General features: G+C 55.9%; 16 protein-coding genes. 3 read left to right on the plus strand and 13 right to left on the minus strand.

From position 1 onward, the window contains the following. Positions 1-28: 28 nt before the first annotated feature. The gene (gene guaB / locus RT644_RS17475) at positions 29-1495 is read right to left on the minus strand and encodes an IMP dehydrogenase (protein ID WP_017458982.1); all 1467 of its coding nucleotides are present in this window, start codon (positions 1493-1495) and stop codon (positions 29-31) included. A gap of 159 nt (positions 1496-1654) precedes the next feature. Between guaB and xseA the strand changes: the two genes are divergently transcribed. The 3 genes from xseA (at position 1655) to RT644_RS17490 (ending at position 4466) form a co-directional block, all read left to right on the plus strand. Beyond that, on the plus strand, positions 1655-3028 hold the full coding sequence (gene xseA, locus RT644_RS17480) for an exodeoxyribonuclease VII large subunit (RefSeq protein WP_097407561.1): 1374 nt from the start codon (positions 1655-1657) through the stop codon (positions 3026-3028). 71 nt (positions 3029-3099) lie between these two features. Further along, positions 3100-4125 (plus strand): M4 family metallopeptidase, encoded by a 1026-nt coding sequence (locus tag RT644_RS17485; RefSeq protein WP_020454706.1) that lies wholly within the window; start codon positions 3100-3102, stop codon positions 4123-4125. Next, the gene (locus RT644_RS17490) at positions 4125-4466 is read left to right on the plus strand and encodes a protealysin inhibitor emfourin (RefSeq protein WP_044489702.1); all 342 of its coding nucleotides are present in this window, start codon (positions 4125-4127) and stop codon (positions 4464-4466) included. Before RT644_RS17485 ends, RT644_RS17490 begins: the two co-directional genes overlap by 1 nt. Here the strand turns inward: RT644_RS17490 and RT644_RS17495 are convergent. The 12 genes from RT644_RS17495 to RT644_RS17550 form a co-directional block, all read right to left on the minus strand. After that, on the minus strand, positions 4463-4678 hold the full coding sequence (locus tag RT644_RS17495; RefSeq protein ID WP_020454708.1) for a zinc ribbon domain-containing protein: 216 nt from the start codon (positions 4676-4678) through the stop codon (positions 4463-4465). The genes RT644_RS17490 and RT644_RS17495 overlap by 4 nt on opposite strands. A gap of 96 nt (positions 4679-4774) precedes the next feature. After that, positions 4775-5167, minus strand: a complete 393-nt coding sequence (locus RT644_RS17500) for a cell envelope integrity TolA C-terminal domain-containing protein (RefSeq protein ID WP_020454709.1) — start codon at positions 5165-5167, stop codon at positions 4775-4777. Positions 5168-5334: 167 nt separating this feature from the next. Next, positions 5335-6810: a ribosome biogenesis GTPase Der gene (der, locus tag RT644_RS17505; protein WP_020454710.1), complete on the minus strand. Its 1476-nt coding sequence runs from the start codon at positions 6808-6810 to the stop codon at positions 5335-5337. Between the two features lie 120 nt (positions 6811-6930). Further along, complete coding sequence (bamB, locus tag RT644_RS17510) at positions 6931-8109, minus strand: outer membrane protein assembly factor BamB (RefSeq protein WP_020454711.1); 1179 nt, start codon at positions 8107-8109, stop codon at positions 6931-6933. A gap of 10 nt (positions 8110-8119) precedes the next feature. Beyond that, positions 8120-8740, minus strand: coding sequence for a YfgM family protein (locus tag RT644_RS17515; RefSeq protein WP_017458990.1), 621 nt, complete (start codon positions 8738-8740; stop codon positions 8120-8122). A 36-nt stretch (positions 8741-8776) separates the two neighbouring features. Further along, complete coding sequence (gene hisS / locus RT644_RS17520) at positions 8777-10051, minus strand: histidine--tRNA ligase (protein WP_020454712.1); 1275 nt, start codon at positions 10049-10051, stop codon at positions 8777-8779. Between the two features lie 109 nt (positions 10052-10160). After that, positions 10161-11279: a flavodoxin-dependent (E)-4-hydroxy-3-methylbut-2-enyl-diphosphate synthase gene (gene ispG / locus RT644_RS17525; protein WP_017458992.1), complete on the minus strand. Its 1119-nt coding sequence runs from the start codon at positions 11277-11279 to the stop codon at positions 10161-10163. A gap of 26 nt (positions 11280-11305) precedes the next feature. Next, positions 11306-12313: a cytoskeleton protein RodZ gene (gene rodZ / locus RT644_RS17530; protein ID WP_313627381.1), complete on the minus strand. Its 1008-nt coding sequence runs from the start codon at positions 12311-12313 to the stop codon at positions 11306-11308. A gap of 291 nt (positions 12314-12604) precedes the next feature. Continuing rightward, a complete protein-coding gene (locus RT644_RS17535; protein WP_045510414.1) occupies positions 12605-13771 on the minus strand; it encodes a bifunctional tRNA (adenosine(37)-C2)-methyltransferase TrmG/ribosomal RNA large subunit methyltransferase RlmN in 1167 nt (388 codons plus the stop codon). Between the two features lie 181 nt (positions 13772-13952). Continuing rightward, positions 13953-14384 (minus strand): nucleoside-diphosphate kinase, encoded by a 432-nt coding sequence (gene ndk / locus RT644_RS17540; RefSeq protein WP_017458995.1) that lies wholly within the window; start codon positions 14382-14384, stop codon positions 13953-13955. 150 nt (positions 14385-14534) lie between these two features. After that, positions 14535-16859 carry a peptidoglycan glycosyltransferase PbpC gene (gene pbpC, locus RT644_RS17545; protein ID WP_313627382.1) on the minus strand — a complete coding sequence of 775 codons (2325 nt, stop codon included), beginning with the start codon at positions 16857-16859 and terminating at the stop codon, positions 14535-14537. A gap of 1 nt (position 16860) precedes the next feature. Then, on the minus strand, positions 16861-21825 hold the full coding sequence (locus tag RT644_RS17550) for an alpha-2-macroglobulin (RefSeq protein WP_313627383.1): 4965 nt from the start codon (positions 21823-21825) through the stop codon (positions 16861-16863). Positions 21826-21971: the final 146 nt, after the last annotated feature.

Below are 21971 nucleotides of genomic sequence, written 5' to 3' on the forward strand. Positions count from 1 at the left end.
CCGGTGAGAGCACCGGGCGCGAAAATCATTAAGAACCCATGCGGTAGTTCGGGGATTCCTTGGTGATGGTCACGTCGTGAACGTGGCTTTCCTGAATGCCCGCGCCGCTAATGCGCACGAATTCCGCTTTGGTGCGCAGGTCGTCGATAGTACCACAGCCGGTCAGACCCATACAGGAGCGCAGGCCGCCCATCTGCTGGTGAATGATCTCTTTCAGGCGGCCTTTGTAAGCCACGCGGCCTTCGATACCTTCCGGCACCAGTTTGTCGGCGGCGTTATCGCTCTGGAAGTAGCGGTCAGAAGAGCCTTTGGACATCGCGCCCAGCGAGCCCATGCCACGGTAGGATTTGTAAGAGCGGCCCTGGTAGAGTTCGATTTCGCCCGGGGATTCTTCGGTCCCGGCAAGCATCGAGCCAACCATCACCGCGGCAGCGCCTGCGGCGATGGCTTTGGCGATGTCGCCAGAGAAACGGATACCGCCATCGGCAATAACCGGAATACCGGTGCCTTCCAGCGCTTCAACCGCGTCGGAAACGGCTGTGATCTGCGGAACGCCCACGCCAGTCACGATACGCGTCGTACAGATGGAGCCAGGGCCGATACCGACTTTCACCGCGCTGACGCCAGCTTCTGCCAGTGCGCGAGCACCTGCGCCAGTTGCGACGTTACCGCCGATGATTTGCAGATCCGGGTATTTAGCACGGGTTTCGCGAATGCGCTGCAGCACGCCTTCGGAGTGACCGTGAGAGGAGTCAATCAGCAGCACGTCCACGCCAGCGGCAACCAGCGCGTCAACGCGCTCTTCGTTGCCCGCACCTGCGCCAACCGCGGCGCCAACGCGCAGTTGGCCCTGCTCATCTTTACAGGCGTTTGGTTTACGTTCAGCTTTCTGGAAATCTTTAACGGTGATCATGCCGCGCAGGTGGAAGCTTTCGTCGACAACCAACGCTTTCTCAACACGTTTTTCGTGCATTTTAGCGAACACAACTTCGCGGGATTCACCTTCACGTACGGTGACCAGGCGCTCTTTCGGCGTCATGTACACGCTAACAGGCTGGTTCAGGTCGGTGACGAAACGCACGTCACGACCGGTAATGATGCCAACCAGTTCGTTGTCGCCATTCACAACCGGGTAACCGGCAAAGCCGTTACGTTCGGTCAGCTCTTTCACTTCGCGCAGGGTGGTGGTCGGCAGAACGGTTTGCGGGTCTTTAACCACGCCGGATTCATGTTTCTTCACGCGGCGAACTTCTTCTGCCTGGCGCTCAATAGACATGTTTTTGTGAATAAAGCCAATGCCGCCTTCCTGTGCCAGGGCAATTGCCAGGCGCGCTTCCGTCACGGTATCCATCGCCGCAGAGAGCATAGGAATGTTCAGGCGAATGGTTTTAGTGAGCTGCGTGCTCAAGTCGGCAGTATTCGGCAGAACGGTGGAATGAGCGGGAACGAGGAGGACGTCGTCAAACGTCAGTGCTTCTTTAGCGATACGTAGCATGGGCAATATCTCTGACCTGGGGGGTTAAATATTGCCGTGGCATTATACAGAGCGTAACCGATTGCATCCACACTTTTTTAAGAAAAATACTTGCCATCCCCTCGTTTCGGGTTACTATCGAACGAATAACTTGCTGATTTAGAATTTGATCTGGCTCACATGTCGTCGTTCCAATCCCCCTCTATTTTTACGGTTAGCCGCCTTAATCAGTCGGTACGCTTACTGCTGGAACGCGAACTCGGCCAGGTGTGGATCAGCGGGGAAATCTCCAACTTTACCCAGCCCGCTTCCGGTCACTGGTACTTCACCTTAAAAGACGATACCGCCCAGGTGCGCTGCGCGATGTTCCGCAACAGCAACCGCCGCGTCACGTTTCGCCCGCAGCACGGCCAGCAAGTGCTGGTACGCGCCAATATCACGCTGTATGAACCGCGCGGCGAATACCAGATTATTGTTGAGAGCATGCAACCGGCTGGTGAAGGTTTGCTGCAACAGAAGTATGAGCAACTTAAAGCTAAGCTCGCGGCCGAAGGGCTGTTCGACCAGCAATTCAAAAAACCGCTGCCCTCTCCCGCCCATTGCGTTGGTGTTATCACGTCTAAAACCGGCGCCGCATTGCACGATATTCTGCATGTACTGAAACGCCGCGACCCGTCACTGCCGGTGGTGATTTACCCGACTGCGGTACAGGGCGAAGATGCGCCCGCGCAGATTGTGCGCGCCATTGAGCTGGCTAACGCCCGCGAAGAGTGCGACGTACTGATTGTTGGTCGCGGCGGCGGTTCGCTGGAAGATTTGTGGAGCTTTAACGACGAGCGCGTGGCGCGGGCGATTTTTGCCAGCCGCATTCCGGTAGTCAGCGCCGTTGGGCATGAAACCGATGTGACCATTGCTGATTTTGTTGCCGACCTGCGCGCGCCAACGCCCTCTGCGGCGGCGGAAATTGTCAGCCGTAACCAGCTGGAGCTGCTGCGCCAGGTTCAGGCGATGCAACAGCGTTTAGAAATGTCGATGGATTACTATCTGGCAGGCCGTAGTCGCCGTTTTGCCCAGGTACACCATCGTCTGCAACAACAGCATCCGCAACTGCGTCTGGCGCGCCAGCAAACTGTGCTGGAACGCCTGCAACAGCGCATGCATAACGCGCTGGATAATCAGTTAAAACGCGCTTCCGTGCGCCAGCAGCGCACAGTACAGCGTCTGAATCAGCAAAACCCGCAGCCGCGTATTCACCGGGCGCAAAGCCGCATTCAGCAACTGGAATATCGTCTGAGCCAGAATATTCGTGACCGCCTGAGCGGCACACGTGAACGTTTTGGTACGGCAATCACTCACCTTGAAGCGGTCAGCCCGCTGGCAACGCTGGCGCGTGGCTACAGCGTAACCACAGCAATCGACGGCAAAGTGCTGAAACAGACCAAACAGGTAAAAGCGGGCGACAAACTGACCACGCGGCTGAACGACGGCTGGGTAGAGAGTGAAGTCAGTGCCGTTACGCCCGTGAAAAAAACGCGCCAACGTAAATCCTCTTAATTAGCGCGCTCAATAAATCAGACGAACCTATACTTTTTGTTGTTCTTTTTTGTTTTATCAAGGAGATCAACATGAATGCACGTCATCCGTACAGTGTTATCCCGCCTTATATCCTGCGCCGCATTATCGACAATGGCTCTGAACTCCAGCAACGCTGCGCCCGCCAGACCTTAACGCATGTACAAACGTTGATGGCGCACAGCCACGGCAAAGTCGATGCGCCGCTGGTCACTTCGCCCGGCGAACTGGTACGCGATATTTATGACGCTCAGCAAAAAGAGACGTTGCCCGGTGAGCAGGTACGCTATGAGGGCCAGCCACCGACGGGTGATGTCGCCGTCACCGAAGCGTACGACTACCTGGGTGTCACCCATGATTTTTTCTGGCAGGTTTATCAGCGCAACTCGCTGGATAACCAGGGGCTAATTCTCAGCGGCACCGTGCATTACGGCAAGGATTACCAGAACGCTTTCTGGAATGGTCAGCAGATGGTGTTTGGCGATGGTGATGGCGAGATCTTCAACCGTTTTACCATTGCCATTGACGTGGTAGCGCATGAACTGAGCCACGGCGTCACAGAAACGGAAGCCGGGCTGATCTATTTTGAACAAGCTGGCGCATTAAATGAGTCATTATCCGATGTGTTCGGTTCGCTGGTAAAACAGTACCACCAGCAGCAGACGGCGGATCAGGCGGACTGGATCATTGGCGAAGGCTTGCTGGCAAAAGGCATTCATGGCAAGGGGCTGCGTTCGATGTCGAAGCCGGGAACAGCTTATGACGACCCGTTACTGGGTAAAGATCCGCAGCCTGCGCATATGAAAGATTTTATTAAAACGCGTGAAGATAACGGCGGTGTGCACCTGAATTCCGGCATTCCTAACCGGGCATTTTACCTGGCGGCAACCGCTATAGGCGGCTATGCATGGGAAAAAGCCGGATACGCCTGGTATGACACGGTGTGTGATAAGTCACTGGCGCAAAATGCCGACTTCGCCACCTTCGCCAAATTCACCATCAAACATGGCGAAAAACGGTCCGGCAAGAAAGTCGCCGCTGCTATCGAACAGGCGTGGAAAGATGTCGGAGTTTTATGATGAACGAACCCGAATTAACCGACGACGCGGTAGTCGAGTTAGCCCGTGAAGGCGGGCTGGCTTACATTCCTAAACTGAGCGGTGCGCGAAAAATCGTCATCGCCCAGCTCAGTGCGGAGCAGCGCCAGCGGCTGGTGGACATCTTGCACCAGACGCTCCCGCTCGCTGAGCCGCCAGGCCAGCCGGACTCTCCGGGCAGCGGCGATCAGCGCTTCTACCGTTTGCAGATAACCTGGACCGCCCAGCAAACGGATGTGCTGCTGCTTATCCCGGAAAGCAAAGCGCCACCGTCGTTTGTCGAACTGTGGCGCGAAGGGGAAGACTGTATTTGCAAACCTTAGAGCAGCGTAAACTCGACGCGTTTTTTCGAAATCAGCCCGTGGCCGTGCTGGCAGAAAAAGTCAACCGCGCCACAGGCTTTTAACACTTCCAGAGGCTGGTGGCACTCCGGGCAATGTGCTTGTACTTCAATGTCTTTGCCGCAGCCGTCGCAGTGAGCATGTGTTCCCACTACTTGCAGCGGGTTATGGCAAGTCGGGCAGGTAAGTTCCATAAGGCGCTCCTTAATTTTTCACGGGGTTTATCATACACCGCTGGCGACAAAAAACCCGCCTGGAGACGGGTTAAGTGCCGCGTCAGGTTTGGTTTGCTATTCGCCCACCATCACGAAGCGGGAGCTCTCGAATGCCTGATAAACCCGCTGAGAAGGAAATGCCGGGAATGTCGCCCGTTGCGCTGCGGTTTTCAGCGCTGCACAGTAAGCTCTATTCCCTTCCCTCGTCTCGATATTGTTCAGTTTGCCATCATAGGCAAATTCCAGATGTAAGCGGCATTTTTTCCCTTTCCATTCAGAACGATCGGCAAGCCGTGATTCGATAGCGTTTTTTATCGCGCGGGCCTGTTTCCCGTACTCATCCTGATCGGTAAAGCGCCCTGAGTCGCAACTACCAAGCGCAGTGGTTTTATGGCAACCGGAGGGGTGAAGCGGTGTGCAACCTGTCATTACACTGCCCAGCAGTATTAACAGTAAAACCTTCTTCATTTCATATCCCTTTTGAAATTATTTATTGAAGCCAGTTATTAACCCGTTGTTTTTATAGCTATAAAGAGTGTACTGCTATCGACAGGCTGAAACAGCACCTGAATTTTGTAGGTGAGCCAATTCTGGCAAACAAAAAACCCGCCAGGCGGCGGGTTTGAAGCAAGTGATTACTTACTTTTTTTGATGTGCTTAATCAGGCGCTTACGTTTACGCATCTGGTTCGGGGTCAGGGTGTTACGTTTTTCAGCAAACGGGTTTTCCCCTTCTTTGAACTGAATACGGATTGGCGTACCCATCACATCCAGCGATTTGCGGAAATAGTTCATCAAATAGCGTTTGTAAGAATCCGGCAAATCTTTTACCTGATTGCCGTGGATCACCACAATCGGCGGGTTATAACCACCGGCGTGGGCATATTTCAGCTTCACGCGACGACCACGCACCAGCGGCGGCTGATGATCTTCCGCCGCCATGTTCATGATGCGGGTCAGCAATGCGGTACTGACACGGCGGGTGGAGCTGTCATAAGCTTCGCGAACGGATTCAAACAGGTTGCCAACGCCGCTGCCGTGCAGCGCAGAAATAAAGTGAACGCGGGCGAAATCAATAAAGCCCAGGCGGTAATCCAGCGTCTCTTTCACCTGCTCTTTCACTTCCTGGCTCAGACCGTCCCATTTATTGACGACGATAACCAGCGAGCGACCGCTGTTAAGAATAAAGCCGAGCAGCGATAAATCCTGATCGGAGATACCTTCACGGGCATCAATAACCAGCAGCACGACGTTTGCGTCTTCAATAGCCTGCAGCGTTTTGATAACCGAGAACTTTTCTACCACATCGGTGATTTTGCCGCGTTTACGCACACCAGCGGTGTCGATAAGTACGTACTCACGCTCATCGCGCTGCATTGGAATGTAGATGCTGTCGCGCGTGGTGCCCGGCATGTCATACACCACCACACGCTCTTCACCGAGAATTCGGTTAGTCAGTGTGGACTTACCGACGTTCGGACGCCCGACAATAGCCAGTTTGATCGGCAGATCCTGCGGGTTGAAATCGTCTTCCGGCTCTTCTTTCTCGCCGTTTTCGTTAGCTTCGAACTGCGCCCAGTATTCGGCGTCTTCATCCACCTCTTCCGGCGGGTTGAGCTCGTCCATCCACGGCATCAGCACATGTTCAAGCAAGCTGGTCACACCGCGCCCGTGGGAGGCGGCGATAGCATGAATTTCACCCAGACCGAGGGAGTAAAAATCGGCCGTTGCCTGATCCGGATCCAGACCGTCGGTTTTGTTCGCCACCAGGAAGGTCGGTTTTTCGCGTGAACGCAGATGTTTGGCAATGGCCGAATCGGCAGGCATCAGCCCCGCGCGCGCATCGACCATAAACAGCACGACATCAGCTTCTTCAATCGCCAGCAGCGACTGTTCCGCCATGCGCGTTTCCACGCCGTCTTCGGTGCCATCGATACCGCCGGTATCGATACAGATAAATTCGCGGCCTTCAACTTCAGCACGACCGTACTTACGGTCACGAGTCAGACCCGGGAAATCCGCCACCAGCGCATCACGGGTGCGTGTTAAACGGTTAAATAGCGTGGATTTTCCAACGTTAGGGCGCCCGACAAGCGCGACCACAGGTACCATGTTTAAAGCCTCATTACAGAAAATTCATTAGCAAAACGTCGCGGATTGCGCGCCGTTTTAAAAACAGGAAAACGGCTCCTGCAACAGGAGCCGTCTTCAGGAACGACAAACCCGACGCGCTTAGCGCGAAAGGGCGTACACTGTGCCGTCTTTCGCCTGGATCAGCAGTTTGCCACCGGCAACCACCGGCTCGGTCAGGAAACCGGAGCTGTCGACTTTCTGTTGCGCGACAAAACGCCCGTCTTCGACGTTAATCCAGTGCACGTAGCCTTCGCTATCGCCTGTCACAATGTAACCATTATACAACGCCGGAGCGGTAAGGTTACGGTGCAGCAGGTCACTTTGCGTCCACAGGGTTACGCCACCGTCGGTAGTCAGCGCCAGAATACGATCGCTCTGGTCAATCATATAGATGCGGTTACCATCAACCACGAAATCGCTCACTGAGCCCAGCTCGCGTTTCCACATAATCTGGCCGCTACGCAGATCCAGCGCGGTCATGTTGCCGTTATAGGCCAGCGCGTAAACTACGTTGCCAACAACAACCGGCGTGGTATCGACATCGCTCAGACGATCGATCTCTGTCGGGCCATTAGCCTGGGAGATGCGCTGCTGCCAAATCATCTGGCCCTGCTGCATCAATACCGCACTTACGCGACCGTTATCACCGCCGACAATGGCAGCGCCAAAGGCGGTAGTCGGAGCGGATTCACCGCGCAGAGAAAGCGCAGGCATATCGAGGTTGACGGTCCATTTGGTTGCGCCATCGCTTTCGTTCAGCGCCTGCAACTGACCGTTGCTGGTGTGGATCAGCACTAAACCGTCGCTCACTACCGGGCGAGAAAGCGCTTCGCCAGCGACTTTCGTTTTCCACGCCTGCGAACCATCGCTGGTGTTCAGTGCGTAAACCTGCGCTTTTTCGCTGCCCACATAAACATGGCCACCGGAAACGGTCACACCGCCAGAAAGCAGTGCAGCGCGAGTAGAGAACCAGCCATCTTTTTCAGCCAGGTTAACCGACCAAATTTCATGCCCATCTTCAATGCTCACCGCTTTCACCACACCGTGACGATCGGCGGCGTAAACCACGCCATCAGCAAAAGCCGGATGCAGGTTAGAGTAGAAGTCACCAATACCGTTGCCCACGGAGGTGCTCCACGACGTGGTCGGGGTGAACTGGTTTTCAACCACCGGCAACGGGGACATTTTGACAACATCTTCTTCGCTGTTAAACAGGGAACAGCCGCTCAAAAGCGTGACGGAAAGCAGCCCTGGCAGAAGTAATTTACGCAATTGCATCGGGTCCCTCTTAGATGGACAAATTATTGATTTTCATCTGCATCATTTCACTCAGCGCAGGAGAAGCATTGTTTTTAATGCCGTTTTCCCATGCGGTGCGCGCACCTTGTTTATCGCCTTTGCTCAGCAGTGCTTCGCCACGCAGATCGGCAACAATCGCTGACCAGCTTTCCGCTTTGACAGCATCCAGCGTTTTCAGCGCAGCGTCTTGTTGCTTTTGCTGTACCTGAATGCGCGCCAGGCGCACATTGATTATCGACTTGAGATTTTCATCATTCGTCGCAGCCAGCCCTTGCTGCAGCTGAGCGGCGGCTTTATCCAGCTCGTTCTTTTCAACGTATTGCTGCGCCAGCTCCAGCGACGCCAGCGCGCCGTAGGTGTTTTTGTTGTCAGCCGCGAATTTTTCCGCCGCGGTGAACGACTCTGGTTTGTCCGCCGAAAGCGCGGCAACCGCGTTTTCATAAGCCTGTGAAGAGGCTCTCGCCGTGTCCGCCTGATGGCCGTTCCAGTAGCGCCAGCCAACCAGCGCACCAATACCCAAAACGACGCCAACGGCCAGCGCTTTACCATTCTCGGCAAAGAAGCGCTTAATCGCGTCTACCTGGTCGTTTTCGTTTTCGTAAATTTCCACGCAGTCCTTCTCCTTAACGATAATTCACCGGGGAGATTAGCCCAGTAGTGTGCGCAAATGCGCCGCAACGCTCTCCTGCGTTACCGTACTCTGCTCACCAGAGCGTAAATCCTTCACCACAACATTACCGTCGGCAATTTCAGTTTCACCGAGCACCAGTGCGACGCGAGCGCCCCACTTGTCCGCGCGGGCAAATTGCTTTTTAAAATTGCCGCCGCCGTGGTTCATCATCAGCCGTACGCCAGGTAACGCATCGCGCACCTGTTCACCCAACTGCATAGCAGCGGATTGCGTATTGGCGCCAGACGCCACCAGGTATATATCGACAACGGATTCTGCTTTAAATTCCGGATTAACTGCCTGAACTAACAAAACAAGTCGTTCAAGACCCATTGCGAAGCCAACCGCCGGGGTCGCACGACCGCCAAGCTGCTCAACCAGGCCGTCATAACGACCGCCTGCGCAAACGGTGCCCTGCGCGCCAAGACTGGTGGTTACCCACTCGAAAACAGTGCGGTTGTAGTAGTCCAGACCGCGCACCAGACGCTGGTTCACCGTATAAGCGATACCTGCCGCATCAAGGAATGCGCAAAGACCTGCGAAGTGTTCGCGGGACTCGTCATCAAGGTAATCACCCAGTTTCGGTGCATCGTTCAACAACGCCTGAATGTCCTGGTTTTTGGTATCCAGTACGCGCAGCGGGTTGGTATACATACGACGCAGGCAGTCTTCGTCCAGCTTATCTTTATGCTGCTCAAGGAAAGCCACCAGCGCATCGCGATAGGTCGCGCGCGCTTCAAGAGAGCCAATAGAGTTGAGTTCGAGCGCAACGTGCGAAGCAATGCCCAGCTCGCGCCACCAGCGTGCGGTCAGCATAATCAGCTCGGCATCGATATCCGGCCCTTGCAGACCAAACACTTCCACACCCAGCTGATGGAACTGACGGTAGCGTCCTTTCTGCGGACGCTCGTAGCGGAACATCGGCCCAACGTACCACAAGCGCTGCTCCTGATTGTACAGCAGACCATGCTCGATGCCGGCGCGTACGCAGCCCGCGGTACCTTCGGGACGCAATGTCAGGCTGTCGCCGTTGCGATCGTCAAAGGTATACATCTCTTTTTCAACCACGTCGGTCACTTCACCGATCGCGCGTTTGAACAGCGGGGTCTGCTCTACAATCGGCAAACGGATTTCACTGTAACCGTAGCTGCCGAGCACGTTTTTTAAAGTGCCTTCAATGCGCTGCCAGATGGCGGTTTCGCCAGGCAGATAATCGTTCATGCCGCGAATGGCTTGAATATTTTTTGCCACGTTTATTCTCTTTATTAATACAAAAAATGAACCCTCAGGGCCGCGACGAACTGCGGGTCGCGCCGGGCGGGTTCATCATACACGGGAAGCCTGCCGCTTCCCAGCAACCTTATTTTTCTACCTGTTGCACATCGATACGACGCGCTTCATCCAGCATCGACGCTTTCGCGCGAATGCGGGCTTCAAGCTGGCTAATCATATCGCTGTTATCCAGGCGGTCTTTGCGCACGCCATCTTCGTACAGGCCGCTTTTCTTGTTGCCGCCGGTCACACCCAGCGTGGAAACCAACGCTTCGCCTGGGCCATTTACCACGCAACCGATAATGGAGACATCCATCGGCGTGATGATATCTTCCAGCCGCTGTTCAAGGGCGTTGACCGTACCGATAACGTCAAATTCCTGGCGGGAACAGGTCGGACAGGCGATAAAGTTAATGCCGCGCGAGCGAATGCGCAGCGATTTCAGGATATCAAAACCGACTTTGATCTCTTCCACCGGATCGGCAGCCAGCGAAATACGCAGTGTGTCACCAATGCCTTCTGAAAGCAGTAAGCCCAGACCGATTGCAGATTTGACCGCACCTGCACGTGCGCCACCGGCTTCGGTGATGCCAAGATGCAACGGCTGATCAATCTGTTTTGCCAGCAGGCGATAGGATTCAACAGCGAGGAATACGTCCGACGCTTTCACGCTGACTTTGAACTGATCGAAATTCAGGCGATCGAGATGATCGACATGACGCATGGCGGATTCGAGCAGCGCTTGCGGCGTTGGCTCGCCATACTTTTCCTGCAGATCTTTTTCCAGCGAACCGGCGTTAACACCAATGCGAATCGGGATATTTTTATCGCGCGCGCAATCAACAACGGTGCGAATTCGCTCTTCGTTGCCGATATTACCGGGGTTAATGCGCAGGCAGTCAACGCCATATTCGGCGACTTTCAGCGCAATGCGATAGTCAAAATGGATGTCCGCAACCAGCGGGACACTCACTTGCTGTTTGATCAACTTGAATGCTTCCGCCGCGTCCATGGTCGGGACGGAGACGCGGACGATATCCGCGCCGACGCGCTCAAGCGCTTTGATTTGATTGACCGTAGCTTCAACATCCGTGGTACGGGTGTTTGTCATGGACTGTACGGCGATGGGCGCGCCATCGCCAATGGGCACATTACCAACGTAAATCCGTTTCGATTTCCGACGCTGAATCGGGGCCTGGTTATGCATGAAAAATCTCCCGCGTTGCCCGTCTGTTACTGTGCTGCTGATTGTTCGGCATTGAGGGTCAGACGCGCAACCTGGTTAGTTCTGATAAAACGGCTCAGATCGACAGGTTTACCCTGATACTGAATCTGAACGGCTGACGGCGCGCCAATTTTCAGCTTATATGGCGCCTGGCCGGTTAAATTGAGCGTGGCGTCTTTACGTTGCAAGCCACTGAATAATTTCTTCCCGGTGGCATCGCTCACTTCCAGCCAGCAATCGGCAGTAAAGTTCATCACCAGTGCGTTAGTATCTGCTTGCGCACCTGCGACACCGGCCTGGCTGGTCGGGAGCTGTGCAGTATTCGCTGGAGCGGCAGGCTGCTGCATGGCGTCGACATTCGCCTGCGACGGTGCAACAACGGTATTCTGGTTTGCGGTAGCAGCAGGGGTTTGCGGCGCGCTGGCGGCTGGCGTTTGTGCCGTCGCCGACGGGGCTGGCGCTTCAACAGGCGTGCCGGAATTATCAACCGGGTCTGCTGCAGCCGTGTCGTTATTCAGCGGTACGCTTTGCGCGTTACTGTTGCCCGCATTCAATTCCGCAGAAGATTGATCGGCCATGTTGGTGATCTCTTGCTGCTGCGCTTTGTGGTTATCCCACCACCATGCGCCTGTCAGGCCGATTGCGACCAGAAACACCAGCCAGGTGATAAAACTCATCATCCAGCCACCGCGTTTTTTACGCGGTTTGCCTAAAGCAAAAGTCTGCATTGGCGCAACTTTCGCCGCTCTGACCGGCGCTTGTTTTTCAAGAATCGGCAGCAGCTCTTCTTCAGGGATGTGCACAAGGCGGGCATAGGAGCGGATGTAACCGCGTACAAAAGTCGAAGCCAGATCGGCGGGGGACCTGTCCTCTTCGATATCGCGTACCGTGGAGACCTTCAGGCACAAGCGCTCTGCAACCGCTTGCTGGCTGAGTCCAAGTTGTTCACGGGCGTTGCGCAGACGTACGCCAGTGGTTTGTGCTTCATTTTGGTCGTGAGTGGCTTCAGTATTCATTCGCTACAACTACTGGTACGTGAAAATTAAACATTCAGGCGCGCATAACCGCAATGCCTACACGCGCCGCGAAAAAACCGGGTCGGTTAAACCTGGCCCACAGTATAGGACTGTCAGGCTCGTCATAACAGAACAGCTTTCAGCACTTTTTGCTAAACCATTGTTCCATCACTACATACTGCCTTAAAGTCAGGAGAAACGCACCGTAATTATTAATGGCCTGTATATGTACAGGCCAAATAGTCGACATTTTCACAAAATGCAGCATATTCTTCGCGCTGCAACTTATGATTATAGTGCCTTGATCTCAATAGGCTCGCCCTGCATACGCTTACGCATCGTACGTTTGGTACGGTCAATCACATCGCCCGCCAGCTGTCCACACGCGGCATCGATATCATCGCCACGCGTTTTACGCACGATAGTGGTGAAACCATAACTCATCAGCACTTTACAGAAGCGATCGATACGGCTGTTAGAGCTGCGGCCATACGGCGCGCCCGGGAACGGGTTCCATGGGATCAGGTTAATCTTGCACGGTGTATCTTTCAGCAACTCCGCCAACTGGTGCGCATGTTCAGTGCCATCGTTGACGTGATCCAACATCACATATTCGATGGTCACGCGGCCCTGGTTAGCGTTGGATTTTTCCAGATAACGGCGAACGGCGGCGAGGAAAGTTTCGATGTTGTACTTTTTGTTGATCGGTACAATTTCATCGCGAATTTCGTCATTTGGCGCATGCAGAGAGATAGCCAGCGCAACGTCAATCATATCGCCCAGTTTATCCAGCGCCGGAACCACGCCGGAGGTGGAGAGCGTTACGCGACGTTTGGAGAGACCAAAGCCGAAATCATCCAGCATAATCTCCATCGCCGGAACGACGTTGGTCAGGTTGAGCAGCGGCTCGCCCATGCCCATCATCACCACGTTGGTAATGGGGCGGCTGCCGGTGACTTTCGCCGCGCCGATAATTTTCGCCGCGCGCCACACCTGGCCAATAATTTCCGAAACGCGCAGGTTACGGTTAAAGCCCTGCTGAGCCGTGGAGCAGAATTTGCACTCCAGCGCGCAACCTACCTGGGAAGAGACGCACAACGTCGCGCGATCCTCTTCCGGGATGTAGACGGTTTCAACGCGCTGATCGCCCACGGCAATCGCCCACTTGATGGTGCCGTCGGAGGAACGTTGTTCTTCCACCACTTCCGGCGCACGAATTTCGGCGACTTCTTTTAATTTGTTGCGCAGCACTTTGTTGATGTCGGTCATCTCATCAAAGTCGTCGCTGCAATAGTGGTACATCCACTTCATCACCTGATCGGCGCGGAAGGGTTTTTCGCCTAAGTTTTTGAAAAATTCACGCATCTGCTGACGGTTTAAATCCAGCAGGTTAATTTTTGCATCTTTGTTTGGCACCGTGAGAGCGTCGTTCTCAGGCATGACAATTTGTTCAGTCATAATGTATTCCGGCCTCGTTATTACACGTTGTGGCCCGTGGAGGGTTAAAAAGAAGCGCCCCAGGAAAGCATCGGCTCATCCTGGGGCGCAGCATTGTACAAATTCTGACGCACAGATACCACGTTTGCACGCGGCTTTTCACAAATTAAAGTGTAAACCTCGTTACACGTTTAACGAGTGATTAACGAGTGCGCGGGCACACTTCGCCTTCGGCGAAGAAGTAGGCGATTTCACGCGCAGCGGATTCAACGGAGTCAGAACCGTGGGTGCCGTTCTCGGTGAAGCTGTCTGCGTAATCAGCACGCAGCGTGCCTGCCAGCGCGTTAGCCGGGTTGGTTGCGCCCAGCAGGTCACGGTGACGCTGCACCGCGTTTTCACCTTCCAGTACGGAAACCACGATCGGGCCGGAAGTCATGAACTCAACCAGACCGTCAAAGAACGGGCGACCTTCGTGCTCGGCATAGAAACCGCGCGCCTGCTCAACGGTCAGGTGCAGCATTTTGGTGCCGACAATTTTGAACCCTGCCGCTTCAAAGCGAGAGAAGATGCTGCCAATAACGTTTTTTGCCACCGCGTTCGGTTTAATGATGGAAAAAGTACGTTCAATAGCCATGTTTACCTCTGTAAGTTGTTCTGTTGCCCTGAATAGGTGTGGCGCGGATTATAAAGAGCAATACGGGCGTTGCCTATGGATGAAGGTAACATTTTTTTAAAATGAGACTATTTTTAGCAACACACCCCGCCAACAGCGCCATTTCATTGGTTATTGCACCGCAAACTGTACTGTCGCTATCTGCCCTGCGTCATCCATAACCAATAACTGATACTCCCCGCTTTTATCAAGTTTCAGGCTCAATAAGTTGTTATGCGAGGATAACGGTTCGCCATTCAAAAACCACCAGCGACTGCCTTCGCCGCCGCTGCTTTGTAGCGGCAGCAAGGCAAACGCCTGGCCGGGTATGCGTCTGATAACCGCACCCTCACGCACGCCGCTTAATAACAGTGGCGGCGGTGCGTTATCGTCACGAGGCGGGCAGCGTTTATCCGCCGCCGGTAAACGGGCTGCGCGGCGTTCACCGGCAGGTAACCATGGCTCCAGCGGTAGCGGCCAGGCAATCCATGTTTTCTGCTGCGCCTCCGGGCAATCTGCGGCAACCCTGCGCCCCTCTTTATTCAGCCAGAGCGGGAAATTGATCCCGTGCCCGCCTTCCTGCTCCGGCAATAGCAGCGTTGGCGGCTGGCTACCGTCCAACAGCCAGGTGGTAAGTCGACGGCGACAATTGCTGTCGCCAGGCGGCAGGCTTTGCCCGCCCGGCCAACAGATCACGCCACTGCTGACCGTTTGCGGGCGCGGGTCGCGCGGCAGTCTCGCCTGTTCAAGCGCTGAGCGCGGCTGCAACAGATTATTGACCTGGTTAAGTAACGGCACCGCACTGGCAAAACCGAACTGCCCGGCAACGGGCGTGCCGTCAGGTCGACCCGTCCAGATGCCTATCACGTAGCGGGCATTAATTCCTATCGCCCAGGCGTCGCGATAGCCATAACTGGTACCGGTTTTCCACGCCAGCGGCACCACCTGCGGCAACGCTTCGTCGGGCACCGGTTGTGCTTCTCCGGCGAGAATGCGGCGAATAATCCACGCCGCGCCCGGCGACATCAATCGCCGCTCCATCAGCGGGGCGTTGGGGGTCAGGCGCAGGCTTCCCGCTTTCCCCTCACGGGCAAACGCAGTGTAAGCGGCTGCGATATCTTCCAGCCGCGCACCCGCCCCGCCAAGGATGAGTGACAGATTTGGTTCCGCCCCGGTCGGCAAAATCAGCGGCAAACCAACGTTACGCAGATTTCCGGCAAATTTTTTCGGCCCGTAGGCTTCCAGCACCTGCACCGCCGGTAAATTAAGGGAGCGTACCAGCGCTTCATTCATGCTTACCGGGCCATGGAAACCACTGTCAAAATTACCGGGCCGATAATCGCCCACCCGGCGCGGCACATCCTGTAACAGTGAGGCTGGATGAATCAGCCCTTCATCCAGCGCGAGGCCATAAATAAAAGGTTTTAACACCGAGCCCGGCGAACGAACGGCGCTAACCATATCCACATGGCTGAAACGGCTGTCGTCATTGATATCCACGGAGCCAACCCAACCGCGCACTTTCATATCCGTGTGGTCAACGACGATTATCGCCAGCGAGCTGCGCGCCGGCAGGCGGCTTTTCACATTTAACGCCAGATCTTCAAGCTGACGTTGCAGGCTGGCATTCAGCGTGGTGGTGATTTTCAGTGCCTTGCTTTCACCAAGCATTCGCCGGGCGAATAGCGGTGCCAGTTGCGGCATCTGACGCGGCGCCAGCCAGACCGGCTCCTCGCGGGACTCCGCCACCTGCGTTGCCGACCACACCTTTTGCGACACCATGCGCTCCAGCACTTTGTCGCGCGCGGCCTGCGCACGTTGCGGCCAGCGATCCGGGCGTAAACGGCTGGGTGCCTGCGGCAAAACCGCTAACAGCGCCGCTTCGGAATAGCTGAGTTTCGCAGGCGGTTTACCTAAATAAGCCCAACTCGCTGCGCCCACGCCCTGCAGCGTGCCGCCAAACGGCGCGCGGTTCAGATAAAGGGTGAGTATTTCACGTTTTGAGAGGTGCCACTCCAGTTGCAGCGCCCGCCACAGCTGGCGTACCTTGCCGCCGAAGGTGCGCGGATGCGGATCGAGCAGGCGAGCAACCTGCATGGTCAGCGTGCTGCCGCCGGAAACGACATGACCGGAACGCAGATCCTGCCAGGCTGCGCGCGCAATCGACAGAGGATTCACCCCTGGATGCGCCCAGAACCAGCGATCCTCATACTGGATCAGCGCCTGCAGATAGTGGGGCGATACCTCTTCGATAGTGACCGGGTAGCGCCAGATACCATCGGCATCGGCAAAGCGCCACAGCGGCGTACCGTCTTCGGCCACCACCACCCGCGCCGGATCGACCTCGCTCAGCGGCAGCGGCCAGATTTTGTCGGCAGCCATAACGCCCAACACCAACAGCAGCGGAACACCCACCAGCCAGCGCCAGCGGGTGCGTATCAGACGTACGATCCTCACGTTACGGTACGATAATCAGCGGACCACTGGTCGCACCGGTTGCCCGCCACTGCGGAACATACATTGACTCCACCTGCGGAGCGGGAACCTGATAAGTGCCTGGCGTGACCGCGCGCGCCAGGTAAACCAGCGTGACCCACTCTCCTGCGTTTACCGGTACCGCTGCAACAAATCGGTCATCACGAAACTCCATATGCTGGATATCCACTTGTTGCATGCGATTAAGCAGATCCTGCACTTCACTGCCGCTATCTTGCAGACTGGCGCTGCTATCGGCGAGGTTCTGGTTTTCCAGTTCCAGCCCGGCGGGCAGTAAATCAACCACCAGTGCATCCGGTACGTTCTGGCTGGCGTTCACATCGAGACGCACCAGCACCAGTTCACCGCTTTTCAGTGACGAAAGTGATTTACTGCGACCATCGGTTCCGAGGAACGTACGCTCAATTTTTAATACCTTCCCGGACGGCGCGGGTGCCTGCTCCGGATAACCGGTACTGTCGAGACGCAACCATAGCGGTGTGCTGCCGCTATTGGTAACCTGCAATGCCCCCAGTTGATCGGCACTGAGATTACGGCTCTGCGGACGATCGCCACTGAGCCCCGCGGCATCCAGAGAAGTTTGTGCCTGCCACGCGCCAGTGGCGTTTTGCAGGTTACGCCCGGCCATAAATAGCGCATTGCTCTCCTGTGTCGACAACCAGCGCTGACCGTAAGCCTGCTCAGCGAGCGTCGCCAGCAGACGCGGCTGCTCCTGTGCCAGCAGGTTGTTCTCTTCCAGCAGCGCCAGGATCAATGCGTTATCACGCAGTTCGCTGCCGTAATCCGCCAGCCAGAGCCCGGACTGCAGGCGAGACGTTTTCAGCCCCAACGCTAACGCTTGTTCGCTGCGCTGCGCATCGCCCATCAGTTTCAGCGCCACACCCAGCTGCATCAGCGGCAGAGCCGCTTTAGCCTGTTCATGACGTTGCCAGATTTCACGCAGTGCGCCTAACGGTGCTTTCTGCTGGCGCGCCAGCACCAGACCGGCATAGCTTTGTACCGCGAACTTGGTTGCCGGAACGTCATCGCTATAGCGAATGGACATAGCCGCCGGATCCTGCAAATAGCGCAGTAAGCGGTTATTGGCGTTATTCAGCGCATCCATAGGCACGCTGTACCCTTGCGCAGACGCGCTTACCAGGAAGTCGGTGACGTAGGCCGTCAACCAGTACTCTTCCGGCCCGCTCTTGTCCCACAACGCGAAACCGCCATCTTCGCGCTGCATCTGCAGCAGGCGGGAGATACCCAAATCCACCGCCGCGCGGCGCTGCTCATCGCTGTCGCCTTTGATACCCAGCGCTTTCAACTGCGCGGCATTGGTATAAAGCGACGGGAACAACCCGCTGGTGGTCTGTTCAAGACAGCCGTACGGATAAGCACGCAGCTCTTCAATGTAGCGCGCCAGATTCAGCGGCGGCTTGCCGCTAAGCAGTAAGCGACCTTGCAAGGTCACCGGTGAAATATTGGCAAGATGCTGCCCAGGCGTATGCCAGCTCTCACCCGGATTGAGCATCACACCGCTATTGACAGTCTGTGCCGCGAACGGGGGACGCACACCGATTTTCCACTGCTTTTGCTGCGGTGCGAACGTTTCACCCGGTAGGGTCAGGCCACTGATTTGCGCACTAATCTCGCCATCGCCAAATCCCTCCAGCGCACGCACCGGAATAAACAGCGTGGTGCGCTCGCCGGCAGAGAGCTTAACCGGCTCCGGTTGACCGCTTTCCAGTCCCAGCAGGCCGCTCGCCGTCAGCGCGACAGTGAGCGTTTGCGGTTGATCGGTCAGGTTAGTCAGATCCAGCGTCAGGCGCGAGGTATCGCCGCTGCCAAGGAAACGGGGGGTATTGAGATCGGCAATCACTGGCGCGGCCACAATCACTTTGCTTTCGGTGCTACCAAAGTCTTCCGCCGTCCAGGCTTGAGCCATTACGCGCAGCTCGCCGTTGAAATCGCCAATCGGCAAGCTCACCGTCCCTTCACCATTTTCATCAAGCGTTACCGGCTGTGCCTGCTGAGCAATAATGGTGACATGGTTGACCGGCGGTTTGCCGCCACGGTTAAGCTCGTCGCCATCGCCGCCAAAGCGCAGCGCCGCCAGACGTCCCTGCCCTTCAATCACCTGACCATAAATATCGTAAATATCCGCACCGTAGCGTTTCTGGCCGAAAAAGTCCTGCCACGGATCCGGCGTCACATAATCGGTAATGTTCAGCACGCCGCTGTCCACAGCAGAAAGCAGCACGTTAACTTGTTTTGGCGTGGCGCCGTTTTTCACCGCCGCTTTGACTTTCACCGTCAGCGGTTGATTAGGACGCATTTTTTGCGGCGCACTGAGCGTCACGTCAAGGCGACGGTTCTCATCGCCCATTGGGAGATGCAGTAAACCTACCGCGCGTTTTGGCGTGGCGGATTTCGATTTATCGCCAGGGCGCACCACCAGCGTGCTGATATAGAGATCGTGGCGCTGCCACTTCTGATCGACAGGAATACTCAGATCAACGCCCTCTGCCGGCACATCGATCTCTTTCCACCACAGCGGACCTTCACTGGATTCGATCATTGCATAGCCCTTACCAGCGGCAGGCGCGGTGACGTGCAATTTGATGGTATCGCCCGGTTTGTAGGCCGGTTTATCCAGTTTCATCGTCACCCGATCCGGCCTTGCCGCACCGGCGCCATCGGTGTTGTCCTGCCAGCTGTAACCGGCCCAGAAGCGCACGCTACTGATGGTGTCATCCGGCCCTTTCACTTCCAGACGATAGGATCCCCAGTCCACCGGGAAACTGACTTTTCCGGTTTCATCTGCCTTGAGCGTCAGGCTTTGTTCGCCCTCGACCAGATCTTTCTGGTCGAATTGTGATTGCCAGCCTTCGCTTTCCGACCAGTTCCAGAAGTAGTCGCGGCGTTCACGAATCAAGCGCACCTGCAGATCGCTGACCGCTTTTTTCGCGCCACTGGCATCGCTATAAACGATGTCAAAAGCGGCATTGCTGCCCTCATCGACTATCGGCTGGTTCACGGTGGTGTCAGTGCGATAGTCATATACGGCTTTGGAGGCAAATTGCGGACGAATGCCCGGTAGCGTTTGTGCGGGCCAGATAGCCTGTTCTGCGCGGCGTGTCACCGGGCGACCGCCAGACTCCAGCAGGCTGGCTTGTAAAATCACCTGCAATGGTGAGTGCGAATCCTGCCACTGGCTCGGCGTGGTGATTTCGCCCTGCCCTTGTTTATCCAGCGTCAGATGCACTTCGTCCAGGCTACGGCTTAGATTCTCTTCGGCAATATCGCCAAACTGGAAGCCCGGCAGTGCGGGAACGGCTTCGCGCAGCGGGCGCAGGAACAGCTGGCCTTGCAGACTGTTCCCACTGGCCGGCGCGCCATACAGATAGTGACCATCAATGTTAAACACCACATCTGCGGCGGGCTCAACAGGCTCTGGCTGCGGCGTAATGTTCAGCGCCATGCGCTCTGGCATGAAATCTTCAACGTGGAAACCCCACTCACGGGAAAGGTTATCCCCGGTGTTCGCACGGATATGCCACATACCGGTTTGCGCGCTGGCTTCCAGCGGGTAAGTAAACTGGTACAGCCCGTTTTGCGGCTGGCTGACCACCGTGCGGATCACCTGCCCGTCCGGTTTTACCACCTCAAGTTTTACCGGCTGCTCCGCCAGTGGCTTGCCGTCGCTGTCGCGCAGCAGGCCATTAAGGATCACCGTTTCACCCGGGCGGTAGAGATCGCGCGGGCCAAACATAAAGAACTGTTTGCTGTAGCCAGGATCGCCTGCGATGGCGAACTCGGCGAGATCCAGCGCCGGTAATTTCAGATCCAGCAGCGTGGTTTCACCCGCTTTGCGCGCCAGGATCAACGCCGCTTCTTTATCGGTGCTGAGCGTGGCATGACCATCGCTATCGCTGGTGGCCTGCGCCAGGGTTTGCCCTTTCTCGTTCAGCAACATCACTTCAATGCCGGAGAGCGCAGCGCCGTTTTCCAGCCCCTGGGTGAAGATATCCAGCCGGTTGTGGTAACGGTGCGCAGAAAGGCCAATATTACTGAGGGTGAACAGGGTGGCGGCATTGCTGTAGTTGTAATGTCCGGCCTGGTTCATCACCGCGATGTAAACGCCGGTTTGCTGTAACGGCTGAATACCGCCCAGTGGCAACAGCAGTTTTTCACGCGTGTTGCGGGTTGGGTTGAGATCAAAACGGCCGGTATAAACCAGGTCGGCCATTTTCAGTAGCGTTTCCGATTCCCAGTTCGACAACGAACTGCGGTACTCCCACTGGCTGATAAACGCGGCCAGCGATTCCGGTTTCACGCGGTAAAAATTGACGTCAACGTTGTCCACGTTCAGCGCCATCACCGGCAGCCCGTCCACTACTTTGCCTGGCAGCAGCGAACCACGGCTGGCGAAACCGACGCTCGGTTGCACATCGCGGGTGGTGATTGTTTTTTCGTAATCGCTACCGAACGTAGCCTTGTTAAGCGCCAGCAACCCTTTATCGACCGATACCAGCAGCTCGCGGTTCGGTTCGAGATGGCGCAGGCGCAACTCTTTCAGGTTAGGCGCCAGCTCCCAGGCACCATCCACTTTGCCACTTTTTTTATCCACCAGATGCACGGCGGAAGCAAAGTTCTGGTCTGGATCCAACGGCACCGAGAAGGTCAGCACCAACGTTGCTGCGCCGTCAAGCTGCACTTCAGAGGCATCCAGCAGCGTTAACGGTTTGCCTTCGCTGCGTGCGGCAAGCTCAGCAAGCTTTGCTTTATCCTGCGGGATCGCCGCCGGTGTTTTTTGCTCTGGCGCAGGCGCAGCCTTCGATTCGGGAGCAGTGGCGGCCTTAGGCTTATCGTTATCATCGCAGCCCGCGAGCGTAAAGGTGGTGACGAGCGCAAGAGTCAGCGCCGCAAGACGTAGCGGTTTCATTCGTTATCCCTGGTTAAGTAACCTGTTGAAAGAGGCTCACACATTATTATGCGCAACCGTGACAATTACAAAAGCGCCGATGAATTCTGGAAAGCGCCTCGCAAAGCGCACTTAACGTTCTTCACCCTCGCTGTTAAGCCGATCAC

It is taken from the genome of Kosakonia sp. (genome assembly GCF_032104925.1).
GTDB lineage: Bacteria > Pseudomonadota > Gammaproteobacteria > Enterobacterales > Enterobacteriaceae > Kosakonia.